The sequence below is a fragment of the Arthrobacter sp. CAL618 genome (assembly GCF_000468215.1).
In the GTDB taxonomy this organism is placed as follows: Bacteria; Actinomycetota; Actinomycetes; order Actinomycetales; family Micrococcaceae; genus Arthrobacter_D.
This window is the reverse complement of the sequence record NZ_ASZW01000020.1, coordinates 1-14,105: the sequence shown is the minus strand read 5'-3', so window position 1 is coordinate 14,105 and position 14,105 is coordinate 1. Positions and strand designations below refer to the sequence as shown.

General features: G+C 64.3%; 11 protein-coding genes. 6 read left to right on the top strand and 5 right to left on the bottom strand.

The window, feature by feature from the left end:
• From cydD to K728_RS22820, 3 genes are all read right to left on the bottom strand, one after another.
• A partial coding sequence (gene cydD / locus K728_RS22830) for a thiol reductant ABC exporter subunit CydD (RefSeq protein WP_024475576.1) occupies positions 1 to 2,674 on the bottom strand: 2,674 nt, incomplete at its 3' end.
• A complete protein-coding gene (gene cydB / locus K728_RS22825; RefSeq protein WP_024475575.1) occupies positions 2,671 to 3,690 on the bottom strand; it encodes a cytochrome d ubiquinol oxidase subunit II in 1,020 nt (339 codons plus the stop codon). The genes cydB and cydD, both read right to left, overlap by 4 nt.
• Positions 3,691 to 3,743: 53 nt before the next feature.
• Positions 3,744 to 5,342, bottom strand: coding sequence for a cytochrome ubiquinol oxidase subunit I (locus K728_RS22820; RefSeq protein WP_019481424.1), 1,599 nt, complete (start codon positions 5,340 to 5,342; stop codon positions 3,744 to 3,746).
• 199 nt (positions 5,343 to 5,541) lie between these two features.
• On the opposite strand from K728_RS22820, the gene K728_RS22815 reads away from it, so the two are divergent.
• Genes K728_RS22815 through K728_RS22805 form a run of 3 tightly spaced genes read left to right on the top strand, consistent with a single transcriptional unit; the run spans position 5,542 to position 8,859 of the window.
• The gene (locus K728_RS22815) at positions 5,542 to 6,237 is read left to right on the top strand and encodes a response regulator transcription factor (protein WP_024475574.1); all 696 of its coding nucleotides are present in this window, start codon (positions 5,542 to 5,544) and stop codon (positions 6,235 to 6,237) included.
• A 2-nt stretch (positions 6,238 to 6,239) separates the two neighbouring features.
• Entirely contained in the window at positions 6,240 to 8,180 is a 1,941-nt protein-coding gene (locus tag K728_RS22810; RefSeq protein ID WP_237742068.1) for an ATP-binding protein, read from the top strand.
• Positions 8,143 to 8,859: a DUF4153 domain-containing protein gene (locus K728_RS22805; protein ID WP_237742067.1), complete on the top strand. Its 717-nt coding sequence runs from the start codon at positions 8,143 to 8,145 to the stop codon at positions 8,857 to 8,859. Before K728_RS22810 ends, K728_RS22805 begins: the two co-directional genes overlap by 38 nt.
• Here K728_RS22805 and K728_RS22800 read toward each other — a convergent pair.
• Positions 8,807 to 9,376 (bottom strand): DUF2231 domain-containing protein, encoded by a 570-nt coding sequence (locus K728_RS22800; protein WP_035746695.1) that lies wholly within the window; start codon positions 9,374 to 9,376, stop codon positions 8,807 to 8,809. The genes K728_RS22805 and K728_RS22800 overlap by 53 nt on opposite strands.
• 56 nt (positions 9,377 to 9,432) lie before the next feature.
• Positions 9,433 to 10,320, bottom strand: a complete 888-nt coding sequence (locus tag K728_RS22795; RefSeq protein ID WP_024475572.1) for a universal stress protein — start codon at positions 10,318 to 10,320, stop codon at positions 9,433 to 9,435.
• A gap of 195 nt (positions 10,321 to 10,515) precedes the next feature.
• Between K728_RS22795 and K728_RS22790 the strand changes: the two genes are divergently transcribed.
• The 3 genes from K728_RS22790 to K728_RS22780 all read left to right on the top strand — a co-directional run bounded on the left by K728_RS22790 (position 10,516) and on the right by K728_RS22780 (position 14,084).
• Positions 10,516 to 13,113 (top strand): cation-translocating P-type ATPase, encoded by a 2,598-nt coding sequence (locus K728_RS22790; protein ID WP_024475571.1) that lies wholly within the window; start codon positions 10,516 to 10,518, stop codon positions 13,111 to 13,113.
• A 70-nt stretch (positions 13,114 to 13,183) separates the two neighbouring features.
• Positions 13,184 to 13,672 (top strand): universal stress protein, encoded by a 489-nt coding sequence (locus tag K728_RS22785; RefSeq protein WP_024475570.1) that lies wholly within the window; start codon positions 13,184 to 13,186, stop codon positions 13,670 to 13,672.
• A complete protein-coding gene (locus tag K728_RS22780) occupies positions 13,656 to 14,084 on the top strand; it encodes a pyridoxamine 5'-phosphate oxidase family protein (RefSeq protein WP_443110900.1) in 429 nt (142 codons plus the stop codon). The genes K728_RS22785 and K728_RS22780 overlap by 17 nt, the downstream gene beginning before the upstream one ends.
• Positions 14,085 to 14,105: the final 21 nt, after the last annotated feature.

Here is a 14,105-nt window from a genome sequence, read left to right as displayed (position 1 = left end):
CCGCCCGCCACGCTCCGAGGTGGTGAATGGCAGTGTTGACGGCGATGAAGGGTTCAATCAGGGCGAGCTGCATCAGGATGACGACGGCGGCGGCGGCCGGGTTCACACCGTCAGCTGAGCTCAACATGGCCAGGGAACCCAGCGAACAGGTCAAGACGGTGAGGGCGTTGGCTAATCCCTGCGCCCAGGCGCTACGGTCCAGCTTTGCGGACAGCTCGGCCTCCAGAGCACGAAGATCCGACCGCAGTACCCCGGCCGCCGAGTTGGCGCTGAGATCCGGCGCGGCTGCCAGCATCCGGGCCGTGATGTCGAGAATTTCGGCTTTGAGACCAACCGCCGCCCGACGCGCTGAGCGGTCCGCGGCGAGGACGAGCAACGGGGACACCACCAGACACATCGTCACCAGCACCAGTTGCGACGGCAGGCCGGCAGGAAGCACCACAGCGGTGGTGACGGACGCGGCAACTGCCGTGAGGACGCCGACCAGCGGGGCAAACACGGCTCGCGGCGTGAGGTCGCGTAGCTCATCGACGTCACCGACCAGCTGTTCGAGGACTTTGCCCCCGCGGGCCAGTTTCCGCCACGCTGCCGGGCGCTCCAGCAACCCGTTCCACAACCGCAACCGCAACCTGTCGGTGCTCTCGAAGACCGCATCGTGGAGGCGAAGGCGCTCGCAGTACCGCAATACGGATCGGCCGATCCCGAAGAAGCGCACTCCGACAATCGCCGTCAGCAAATACAGGATGGGGATCTGTTCAGAAGCTCTCACGATCATCCAGCCGGAGACCGCCGTCAGCGCGACGGCGAACAGGGTTGCGCCCGCACCGAAGAGCAACGCGGACACAAACCGGCGTCGCCACGGTTGCACCATCGCTACGCTGCGCGTCAGGGAGACCCGTCCCGCCGACACCGGCACATCCTTGCCCACACCGGAAGGCACGCTCAGTCCGTCAGGCTGCAGCGCGGAGTCAGCGTTCGCGGTGTTCCCAGTGTTCCCAGTGTTCCCAGTGTTCGCGGCTAACCTGGCACCGCCGTCGTGCCCGGCAGCGGAACCACCGGACACGCCAATCGTCTGGTCGGCCAGGGACGCCGTCTCGGGGTTATGCGCTACGAGCAGGATCGTCGTGCGCCCCCGCAGACGTGCCAGTGCTGCCTCCACGGATCGGGCGCCCTGTGCGTCCAGGTGGGCTGTTGGCTCATCGGCCAGGAGCAGGGCGATGTCGGAGTGAGCGATTCGTGCCAGTGCTCGCGCCACCGCGACCCGACGCAGCTCGCCTGGGCTCAGGTCGCCGGTGCGAGCGTCAAGTAATCCCGTGGCGTCCACCTGGTTCAGTGCCCGCGCCGCTGCTTCCCTCCGCTCAGCGGCGCTGTCCAGACCGGAGTAGAGACCGATTTCGTCAGCGACCGTTTCTGCCACCAGGACCGGATGCTGCGGGATCCAGGCAATCTCTTGCCGGTGTACCCCCGTGATGGTGCCGGCAACGCGGGTCCCCGCCCCGTCTCCGCGGAGCCCTGCCAGAACCTGAAGCACCGAGGTCTTTCCAGCGCCGCTGGGGCCGGTGAGCACGCTAATCGTTCCACGGGGCAGCGTGAAGGTCAGGCCGTCAACCACGGTTCCGTCCCGCCCGCCGTACCCAATCGTGAGGCCGCTGACGGTGATCGCTGGGCTGTCCGCGACGGCGACGGCGCCGGGTAGCAGGACGCGGCTCCGTGGGGCGTCGGTGATCCGGCGGGACCGCTCAAGCGCGTCGAGGCCTTCCTCGCTCGCGTGGTGTGCTGCGCCGAGGTCGCGGAGCGGTTGGTAGCACTCGGGGGCAAGGATCAGCGCCAGCAGGCCAATTTCGAGACTGAGATCGCCGCCGATGAGCCGGACCCCGATGACCACCGCGACCAGTGCCACTGAGATGGTGGCGATCAGTTCGAGGGCAAGGGAGGACAGAAACGCAACCTTCAGCGTTTCAATGGTTTTGGTCCGGTATTGCCCGGCGACGTCCCGGAGTGCCCTGGTCTGGCTGCCCGCCCGGCCCAGGCCGACGAGAACCGGCAGTCCGCGGGACAGTTCGAGGAGGTGGTCGGAGAGCCGGTTCAGCGACGCCGACGCCTCCTGGACCTTGTCCTGGGTGTGCAGGCCAATCAGGATCATGAAGACGGGGATCAACGGCACGGTCACCACGATCACGACGGCGCTGAGCCAGTCGGCGGCGAGGATACGTGCACCGACCAACAGCGGAACCACAGCACAAGTGACGAGCGCGGGCAGGTACTTGGTGTAGTAGTTGTCCAGACCGTCGAGCCCCCGGGTGACCAGGATGCTCAGCGCGCCGGTCCCGGCATCGGCCGACGTCCCGCCGTCGTTCATCACGCGGGTGGTGATCGCGGTTCGCAGCTCCTCCTTGGCACCGGTCGCGGCACGCTGCGCAACGGCTTCCTGCCACCAGGTGGCCAACGCCCGGAGGAGCGCCCCGGAGATACCCAGGACGAGGACGGACGACCAGTCTGCAGTGGGGGAAACGGCGGTAGCGGATACCGCGGTAGACGAAACGGCAAGGGAAGCGATACCGGAAGCCACGGCCTGGGCGATGAGGACCAGGCCAGCGGCCTTCAGCGCAGCGAGCAGGCCAAGGAGGTAGAGGGCGCGTTTACCGGCCACACCCAGGGTTAGCGCTGGTTTCACTGTGCTCTCACGGCGTGGGCGGTGGGGATCTGGCTCCGGCTGACCCGTTTGCGGAACACCCAGTAGGTCCAGCCCTGGTAGACGAGCACGGCGGGCAACCCCACGAGGGCGACGACGCTCATCACGCCGAGCGTGTAGCCCGAGGATGAAGCGTTGGACACCGTGAGGTCAAACGCGGCGTCCAGGGTCGACGGGAGGACCACGGGGAACGCGGCCGTAAAGATCGTGGTGGTGCCAGCGGCGAGGAAGACAGCCATCCCGACGAAACTCCATCCGTCCCGGCGCCGGCGCGCCATGGACCAGGCATAGACAGCGCCAACCACTGCGATCACCAGCGTGAGCAAGGTGACGGTTTTCCCGCCGGTGGCGTGCACCACGATCGCCCAGCCAGCCATCGGCAGCAGCCCCAGTGGCAGCCACCTGAGGAACTGCCGCCGGGCCCGGTTGCGGATGTCGCCGTCGGTCTTCAGCACCAGGAACCCCAGGGCATGGACCAGGCTGAACAAGACGACGGCCGATCCGCCGAGGACCGCATAGCCATTGAACCAGGCGAAGGCTCCCCCTTCCCGGTCGCCATTGGCATTGATGGGAAGTCCTGTCGTCGTCAGCGCCAGGGCCGCGCCTATCCCGAATGCTGACACCAGCGACCCGAGCGCAATGGCCCAGTCCCACCGGTTGCGCCACGCCTCCGTGTCGCCTTTCCCCCGGTATTCGAAGCCGACAGCGCGGAAAATCAGCCCCATCAGGACCAGCAGCAGCGGCAGATACAGGGTGGAGAAGAGCGACGCATACCAGAGGGGAAAGGCAGCGAACGTCGCCGCGCCAGCCGTAATCAACCACACCTCGTTGCCGTCCCAGACCGGTCCAACGGTGTTAAGGAGAACCCGGCGGTCGCGGTCGGTGCGGGCGAACAGTTTCATCAGCATGCCGACGCCGAGATCGAATCCTTCCAGCAGCAGGTATCCGGTCCAGAGGTACGCGATGATGACGAACCACAGGGTGGGAAGGAATTCCATCTCAAATCTCCAGGCGTTCGATCAGGGCCGCGTTCGCGGCGGGGCACACGGGTCTAGTAGGCGAAGGCCAGCACATCGCCGTCGCCCTTCTTCGAGGGGGGAATGTCCCCGCCGGTGGAGTCGTCGTCGTCGGGGCCGTGCTGGGGAATGAGGTCAGGCATGGCCGAGGGAACCCCGCCACGCACATACCGGACCAGCAACTTCACCTCAACCACCAGCAATACGCTGTAGACGACGGTGAAGGCGATGAGCGACGTCGCGAGTTCGGCGGCCGAGACCCCGGGCGACACGGCCGCGGCGGTAAACATGAACACGTTGTCAATGCCGTTGGGGTCGGGGTTAGGGGCAACGACGAACGGCTGCCGGCCCATCTCCGTGAAGATCCAGCCAGCCGCGTTGGCCCCGAAGGGCGCGAGGATCCCGAAAACGGCGAGCTGCATCAGTCGTTTTGATTCCGGGACTGTCCCCCGGCGGGTTATGACGAGTGCCACTGCTGCTGCGAGCGCGGCGACGGCGCCGAACGTGATCATCATTCTGAAGCCCCAGTACGTCACCTCCATCACCGGGACGTAGTCGATTTCCATTCCGGCGCGTTCCCCGTACATCGGATCGTCCGGCAGGTTCGTTCCGTACTGGTCCTGGTACTGCGGCACGAGGGAGTTGACCCCCTGGACCTCGGTGGTGAGATCGCCGTTGGCCATGAAGGAGAGCATGCCCGGAACCTCGATCACTGCCACAATGTCATCGCAGTCCTGTGAGCCGAGGTTTCCTACCGACAGCACCGAGAAACCGGTCCCGTCGTGGCAGGCCGCTTCCGCCGCGGCCATCTTCATTGGTTGCTGCTCAAACATCAGTTTGGCTTGCAGGTCCCCGGTGACGGCAACACCAGCGAACGACACGACGGCGACGACGGCGCCGATCCGGAGGGAACGGAGCCAGACCTGGTGGTCGGCGGCATCCCGTCCCGTGCTTTCGACGCTGCCGACCAGGACTTTCCCGTCTGGGCCGATGGTGTCGATTCCGTCACGGCGTCGCTTCCACAGGTGATACCAGCTGATCCCCAGCAGGAACCCGCCGGCCACGGAGAAGGCTCCGAGGATGGTGTGGGGGAAGGCGACCAACAGGGTGTTGTTGGTCAGGACAGCCCAGATGTCCACCAGGACCGGGCGGCCGTCGACCATTTCCACTCCGACTGGGTGCTGCATCCAGGAGTTGGCGGCGAGGATGAAATACGCCGACATGATCGAGGCGATACTCGCGCCCCAGATGGTGGCCAGATGAATCTTCTTGGGGAGCCGGTCCCATCCAAAGATCCATAGCCCGAGGAAGACCGATTCAACGAAGAACGCGAGGAGTGCTTCCATCGCCAGCGGCGCACCAAACACGTCCCCGACAAAACGGGAGTACTCGCTCCAGGCCATACCGAACTGGAATTCCTGCACCAAACCGGTGGCGACACCCATGATGAAGTTGATCAGAAACAGCTTTCCCCAGAACTTGGTCATCCGCAGGTACTGCGCTTTCCCGGTCCGCACCCACATGGTTTGCATGGTGGCGACCAGCAAGCCCAGGCCGATGGTGAGTGGCACCATCAGAAAGTGATAGACGGTAGTGATGCCGAATTGCCAACGGGCAAGCTCCAGGGCTTCCATGCAACTTCCTTAAACCAACTAGGGCGTGAGCCCACCGATCCAGTTGTTCTACGATCCGTAGAAAAGCTGATTTCTACACAGTGTAGAACAACTCGTAGGGGGTCAGGAAATTGCCCTCCAGCCCGGCTTCCAGCACCTTCACAGGTTCTCCACATGTCGGCCGCACCCCGACCAGATTCCCGCTTGTAGGCTCGGAGGCATGACACAGGGCCGCGGAACCACCCACACAGTACTGGTCGTCGAGGACGACCCGACCATCAATCAGGCGCTCGCCGACCGGCTGATCGCCGAAGGCTTCGCCGCGGTCAGTGCGTTTGACGGGCCCGGCGCCATCAACGCCTACACCACTCACAAGCCGGACCTGGTCATTCTCGACGTCATGCTGCCCGGGTTCGACGGGCTCGAAGTCTGCCGTCGCATCCAGGCCCTGAAACCCATTCCGGTGCTGATGCTGACCGCCAAAGTGCAGGAGACGGACATGCTGGTCGGCCTGGGAGTGGGGGCCGACGACTACGTGGCCAAACCGTTCCGGATGCGGGAGGTAGTGGCCCGCGTCCGGGCACTGCTCCGGCGCGTCGACCGCGCCGCTCAGCTCTCGACGGTCCGGGTCCCCGAACTCGCCGTCGGCGAACTGGTGCTCCACCGGGATACCCGGCGCGTCCAAATCGCCCAGGTTGAGGTTCACCTCACCCCGCTGGAGTTTGACCTGCTCGCCATGCTCGCCGAGCAGCCGGGGACCGTCCGGACCCGGGAAACCCTGATGACCGAGGTCTGGGGGTGGGCCGATGCCCGCGGCACCCGCACACTCGACAGTCACGTGAAGTCTCTCCGGGCCAAGGTCGGTGCAGCGCGCGTGCGGACAGTGCACGGCGTCGGTTACGCCCTGGAGCAGTGACCATGACACCCGACCCGCTGCGTCCCCGCCGCCCACTGGACGGTGTAGCCTCCATCAAGATCAAAATCGGTCTGCTCGTGGCCCTGAGCATTATCGCCGCGGTGGTGGTCCTGCAGGTCGGCATCCGGGCTGGCGTGCCGGGCTGGCTGACCCTCCCCGCGACCCTCGCAGCGGCCCTCGGCGTGACACAATGGCTGGCCCGCGGAATGACCTCGCCGTTGAGGGAAATGACCGACGCTGCGGGACGAATGGCGACCGGTGACTACTCGACGCGGGTGGTGGCCACCTCGGCCGACGAGGTCGGCGCCCTGGCCCGGGCCTTCACCACGATGGCCGCGGATCTGGCGTCCGCCGAGCAGCAGCGTAGGCAACTAATCGCTACGGTGTCCCACGAACTACGGACACCTCTTGCCGCGCAACGGGCTCTTCTCGAGAACCTGGTCGACGGCGTCGTCAAACCCAACGACGCCATCCTTCAGTCGGCCCTCACCCAATCCGAACGGCTCAGCGCCCTGGTCACCGATCTTCTCGACGTTAGCCGCGTTGACGGCGGCGCAGCCGAACTTCAACTGGCGCCGGTACGGGTCGCTGACTTGCTTGATCAGGCCTGCCGGGAAGCGACACTCGGCGGACGGCCAATTCAGCTGACGACGTCGGTCGAACCACCCGATCTGGTGGTGACGGCCGACGCGGCCCGGCTGGCCCAGGTGGTGTCGAACCTTCTCGACAATGCGGTGCGGCACAGCCCATCCGATGGGACGGTTCATCTGGGCGTCGCCACCACGGAGGGGGACCTCTGGTCGCTCGAGGTCACTGACGAAGGGCCCGGAATACCCATCGAACAGGCACAGCGGGTTTTCACCCGGTTCGGCATGGGGGACGACAGCAGCGGCGGTACCGGGTTGGGCCTTGCCATCGCCAGTTGGATTGCCCAACAGCATGGTGGGTCAATTGCGGCTCTGCCCCCCGACCCAGGGTCAACCGGCGCACGGATGCTCGTCCTACTCCCCCGCACGCCCCATCCCCCGCCGGCATCCGGCCCTTCCGACGGATCGCCCCCTGCCAGTACCAACCCGAAGGAGATCGCCGTGACAGCTGCAGGCTACCCGTACCCCGCCGCCCATCCCGAGGGGACAGCCGACCAACCAGCCGCCCGGCCGTCACAATCGAGCGTTGACCGGTGGTGGCCGGAGCAGGGACTGCCCACCGCACCCTTGCCTGTCTACGCCTCGCTGGCCATCGGGGCGCTCGCCGCCGTCGTCCTCCCGGAGCGCAATCTTGGGCTGGGCACCCTACTGGTGTTGCTGGTCTCGGGGGTCCTCGTTCTGGCGCTTTCCCTGCACCGCCGTCGGCCGTGGACCGGTATCGCCGCCACCTTATGCCTCGGGCTGGGGTCCCTGGTCATCCTGCGCGACGCCGAATGGCTGGCAGTTCTGGCGGTGCTGGCTGCCGGGCTCCTGGTCACTACATCGGTGACTGATGCGAAGCGCCTGCTGCCCATCTGCGCCGGTGGGGTGGCCTGGGTGCTGAGCGGCATTCGGGGGCTTCCTCTGCTGGGGAGGACGGTGGCCGCGACTTCCAGCCACCGGATGCTGTGGCCCATGTTGCGCACCGCAGCCATTTCCCTGGTCGCGCTGGTCGTGTTTGGTGGCCTTTTCGCCTCTGGCGACGCTGTGTTCGGTTCGTGGGTGTCAACGGTGCTCCCCGATGTGCGGCTGGCAGACAGCCTCGTCCTGCGCGTCTTCGTCTGGTTCGTGGTCGGCGGCGTGGTCCTCGCCGCCTGTTATCTGGCGATCAACCCGCCTCTCGTGGAGAAGGTGTCGCTGACTGCTGGGCAGCCAGTGCGTCGGGCCTGGGAATGGCTGGTCCCGGTGGGCGGTCGTCGTCGCAGTATTTCTTGCCTTCGTGACTGCCCAGGCATCGGCTATGTGGGGTGGCCATGAGTTTGTGCGGAACACCACCGGGCTGAGCTACGCGGACTACGTGCATCAGGGCTTCACCCAGTTGACCATTGCGACGGCGTTGACCCTGGCGACCATTGGCCTGACGGTCCGGAAAGCCCCTCGAGCGACAGCTCAGGACCGGCTGCTGCTGCGTCTCACGCTCGGCTCGCTGTCTGTTCTGACGCTCGTGGTGGTCGCGTCGGCCCTGAACCGGATGTCCGTCTATCAGCAGGCCTACGGATTCACGGTGCTGCGCGTGCTGGTGGACGCTTTCGAGGTGTGGCTAGGTCTGCTGGTGGTGCTGGTGATGGTGGCCGGGGTAAAGCTATCCGGCTGGTGGCTGCCTCGGGCTGCACTGGCCTCTGGGGCTGCGCTCTTGCTGGTTATCGGCGTCGCCAACCCGGCAGCCTGGGTGGCCGAGCAGAACATCGCCCGTTACGTGGAAAGCGGCAAGTTGGATGTCGCCTATCTGGCCACTCTGGGCGCCGATGCGACGCCCGCCGTCATTGAGGGTTTACCGCGGGAGATTGCCCGCTGCGTTGTGGCGTTCCAGCCCGCACCTGAGACCTCTGACGATTGGTTGGGCTGGAATCTGGGTCGGGTCCGCGCTGCCGAGTCAGTCACCGTTATTGATCGGGGCTCCCTGCCCGGGAACTGTTCACCCCAGCTGGGTCAGTGATGACGGCACGGGTTCGGGTACTCATGTGACCGCCCAGAAAGCCGCCCACCACGAGAAACACGCTGCCTAGCCGAGCGAGACCGATGCCCATGCTGTGTCGGTTTCGCCGTCGGGCCAGCCAGGAACCGGCGAAGATCAGGACAGCGACGGCGTTGGCGGACGCATGAACCACCCCCACCCGGCGAGTTCCGGGGTCGGAAAGGGCCCACTCGGCCCACCCGGTGAGGGCCGTCGGCGCAGCAGATACAACACCCAACCCAACCAACCGGGTAGCCGCCCGCCGCGATCCCTCATCCGGGAAGAAGTCGAGAAAGTCGGCCATGAACCAAGCGCCGAACGGAACATCGGTCAGAACCGGATGCAACGGCAGGCCTGTGGCGTCGCCGTGAAACATGCGGCGGATCGGCGCGTGGGCCACCAGTTGCGATGCGAAGGGTTCCACCAGGTCCACGGCGCGGTCCAGCGCCACGTTCTGCTCGAGCCCATGGACCAATCGAAGATAGGGATTTGGCTCCATAGGGCTCAAGATACTCCTCCAGCCCCTGGCTGTCACCCACGTCGGGGCACCCGTGACTAGCGGTACGGGCCCTCGGTCACCGCCCTGTTGGGGGTAACGATCGTGGGGCATTCGATATGCCACAGGACACTTCGGCTCACCGATCCGAGCAGAAGCCGGGTGAGCTTTCCGCGGCCACGCCGACCCACTACCAGGAGCTTCGCCCGCGATGCAGCCGTCACAAGCGCTTTGGCAGGCGACGCGTTCAACTCCAGATGTTGATGCACCACCAGATCCGGATACTGTTCGGTGAGGCCCGCCACCGACTCGGCAAGGTTGACCCGTTCCTCCTCGATCCGCCGTGTCACCACATCGTGTGGAATGGACCCACGCAACCGCAGGTTCGGTGATTCACTGGAGTAGACCGCGTACAGGTCCTCACCCAGACGATCGGCCTCCCGCGCCGCGTAGGCAACCGAGCCGAGGGAATGGGCGGACCCGTCAACGCCCACGACGACGCCCGACCGTCCTTCCATAGACGCCTCGGGGATGACTGCAACCGGCGATACGGCTGCCACGGCCACATTCAGGCTCAGAGCACCAAAAATTACACTCTCGACGCGTCCGAGTTTATGGGTCCCCACAACCACCAGACTGGAATTTTCCGACAGATCCGACAACACCCTGGCGGTATCCCCCAGTAGGAGTCTGGTAGACACCTTGACCGAGGGTGCCAGTTCGTTGGCTTTCGTGGCCGCCTCTTCAAGGACTTCCCGGCCGTGACGCATGAGGTCCTCGAAGTAGGAGACCTCCGGACCGACCCAATAGTCATCCAGCGTGTGTACCAGGATCAGTGGCCTTCGCAGACGCGCCGCCCGGGTAACTGCCCAGAAGAAGGCTTCAGGCGTCGGTCCGCTGGACGGCACGCCCAGAACGATTGACCGGGAGCCCGATGCTGAACCCATGGCATGAACACCTCCACTTGAACTGCCTTGGCTCCATTGTGGTGACATGCCAGCGACGCCTCTAGGGCACTAAGTCCCTTCGGGAACATGGGAGGTGTTCCCTAGCCAAATCTGACCACATCGGGCCAAAAGTCACTGGCCAGCACGCTCAGAAGGATCGACAGTATGCGGTAAGAAATAAGCCATGGAGAGGCCATGTCCGCCATGAATGACGCCCAGGGAGTGCTCCCGGAACTTCCACAGCCTGGTCTTAGCAGCGCGGATGCCTCAAGGCTACTGGCTGAGGTAGGGCCAAATGTGTTGCCCGCGGCCCGCAAGGCATCCCCGTGGCGGAAATTCTTGAGTGAGCTGACTCATTTCTTCGCCCTGATGCTGTGGGGGGCTGCAGGTCTGGCGTGGTTAGCTGGCCTGCCCCAGCTCAGCATTGCAATTGTTGTGGTGGTCATTGTCAACGGAGTGTTTGCCCATATCCAGCAGGAGCGGGCCGAACATGCGGCTGAACGGCTGCAAGGTTTACTTCCGTCGCAAGTCAGCGTCCGGCGTGATGGACGCCAACGGAGTGTCGGCGCCAGTGAACTGGTTCCTGGTGACGTCGTCATTCTGATGGCTGGGGACCGTCTTCCCGCAGACATTCGTTTTACTTCTGCGTCGGCCTGCACGGTTGACGAATCGATGCTGACTGGCGAGAGCGATGCGCTGTCTAAAGTTGTTGGAGAGGCAGCATGGGGCGGCACCTTCCTGGTCAATGGTCAGGCAGAGGGGGTGGTCACTGCTACCGGAGGGAACTCAAGAATCGCAGAGATCGCCTCGCTCACGAACACCACCGAACCCCCACCTACCCCGTTGACCCTGGAGCTGCATCGAATAGTCCGTGTCATTGCGATAATCGCCCTGACCGTCGCAAGCGTCTTCTTTGCAGTCTCAGTTTTGGTTGGAATCGAGTGGCGGCACTCCTTCCTTTTTGCAATCGGTGTCGCCGTCGCACTGATCCCGGAAGGGCTCCTCCCGACGGTCACGCTCTCACTGGCGATGGGGGCTCAACGGATGGCCTCGCGGAACGCCCTCGTTCGCAACCTGGAAGCAGTCGAGACGCTTGGATCCACCACCTTCATTTGCACGGACAAGACCGGAACACTAACCCAAAATCGGATGAATGCCGTTGAGGTGTTCACCCTGTCGGGCCCGGTACGTGTCCTCGGCGACGGGTACGAGCCCGATGCCGTCGTCGATGGCCCGGGGAGAGCCATGGCCCTTGAGGTCGCTGTGGCGGCACGCGCTGCCTCCCAGGGTCGCGTCGTCAAGGAGGGAAGGGAGTGGGTAGCAAACGGCGATCCGATGGAGGCGGCCATCGATGTTCTTGCACGGCGTCTCCTCCAGCATGAACCTGACAACCTGGCGCCAGACCGACGTCTCGCTTTCGACGCGCACCGACGGCGGGAGTCTGTCCTAATCGGCCCCACCCTCTACGTCAAAGGCGCCCCGGAATCTGTCCTCCCGCTCTGTGCAGATCGCGCCACGCGGCTCGAGGAGCAGGTCGAGGCGATGGCTTCCCGAGGCCTACGGGTGATAGCAGTGGCACGAAGAGACTTGCCCGGCCCGCGATCCTTCTGGCTGGATCAGCCCACTGAGAACATCGAACGGGATCTAATCGTCCTTGGCCTCATCGGTCTTCATGATCCCCCTCGCCCGGATGTCGCCGAGGTAATCAGGGCCGCCCGGAGAGCCGGAATCAAGGTAGCGATGATCACTGGCGACCATCCAGCCACAGCCTCGGCAATTGCGAAGGAAATCGGGCTGACGGATGACCCCAGTCTGGTGGTTCAGGGTGCGGACCTACCCGAGGACGAGCAGATCCTTGGTGCACTCCTGGATCGGGACGGCATGGTGGTCAGCCGGGTCTCACCCGAGCAGAAGCTTCGTGTAGCCCGCGCCCTCCAATCCAGGGGTCATGTTGTGGCCATGACTGGCGACGGAGTGAACGACGGACCCGCTTTGCAGCAAGCTGATATTGGGGTTGCCATGGGCCGGGGTGGTACCGACGTAGCTCGAGAGGCGGCCGATCTGGTTTTGCTCGACGATCATTTCGGCACCATTGTCGCAGCGATTGAACAAGGCCGCGCCACGTACTCGAATATCCGCCGTTTCCTCACCTACCACCTGACAGACAACGTCGCCGAGCTCACACCGTTTGTCGTTTGGGCACTTTCCGGTGGCCAGTTCCCGCTCGCCCTGGGTGTCCTACAGATTCTCGCCTTGGACATTGGAACTGACCTGTTTCCCGCTCTGGCGCTCGGAGCCGAGCCCCCGGGTCGGCGGGTCCTGACCAGGCCCCCGGAGCGGCGCCACCTCATGGACCGGAACTTGATGTTCAGAGCCTTCGTCATCCTCGGCCCTGTCGAAGCGATCATCAGCATGACAGCCTTCTCCCTCGTGCTCTTCGGCGGAGGTTGGGTCCGTGGCGAACCATGGGACGAAAAACTGGTGCTTGCCGCATCGGGAGCTGCGTTTGCCGCCGTCGTCTTCGGGCAGCTGGCAACCTCCTTTGCTTGCCGCAGCGCAACAGTGCCGCCATGGAAACAGGGGTGGTTCAGTAACCGCTTGCTGCTGTGGGCTGGCGCGGCCGAACTTGCAGCACTCGCCCTGTTTCTTTTTGTACCCCCTGTTGCAGCAGTCCTCGGACAGGCACCGCCACCGCCGTCGGGACTGATCGTTGCCGTTTTGGCCATCCCCGGCATGCTGATTGCAGACTGGATCTACAAACGGGTGCGGCAGCCCAATAAACCACTTGGGTAAGGGAGTTGGTCACCCGTACCCATGCCCTTCGGCCCTAGTGCGTTTGCTACCCGAAGGGCAGGCTGGCCCCATGAACTCACTATCGAACTCGCGTGGAATCGTTGTTGGTGTGGACGGATCGGAATACTCGTCCAGCGCTCTGCTAGTAGCTGGGCGAATGGCGAAGCTGATGAATGAACCCATCGAGGTTATTTCCTGCATCAAGAAGTCCGACCAGCGCGCGGCGTCACGCTTTGAAACCGAACCCAATCGGTTCACCTCACAATTGAGCGAAAGTGTTGAATCGCTGGTCGAGGAAGCCTTGGACAGGGCCTTCGGTGCCTCCCGGCCGGACAACCTCTCGGTGTCTGTCAAATTCGACGGGGCAACGGAAGCCCTGATCGAGGCAAGCCAAACGGCGCAACTGCTGGTGGTGGGGCGCAGGGGATCCGGGGGATTCCTCAACCACCCGATGGGATCCGTCAGCAAGGCCTGCGCCGCACACGCCCATTGCCCAGTCCTGGTTGTGCCTCAGGACGAACCCACTCGACCTATCAAGGAGCATGACGATGGAAAGTGACGAGCGCCCAGGATCCACCCTCTCTGCAGAGGAGTCGTGGACCGTCCTGCAAAGAAACCAACATGGTCGCCTGGCGGTCAGCGTCATGGGCGATCCTGACATCTATCCGATCAATTTTCTTGCCCACGAGAGAAGGCTTCTCTTCAGGACCAATCCCGGGACCAAGCTGGCTGAGTTGACGGTGAACAACCGGGTGGCTTTTGAGGTGGACGAGATTGACGCAGGCGAGGCGCGAAGCGTTGTCGTTAAAGGAGTGGCCCGCGTGATCGACGCCCAGTCAGAGGTCGACAAGGTGGATCAGCTACCGCTCAAACCCTGGATTCCGACCCGAAAGTACACCTACGTTGAGGTGGTTCCTACGAGTGTCCACGGTCGCTACTTCGAATTTGGGGAGGAACCGGACCGCTACTAGCGGCGGTGACGGCGGGCCGGC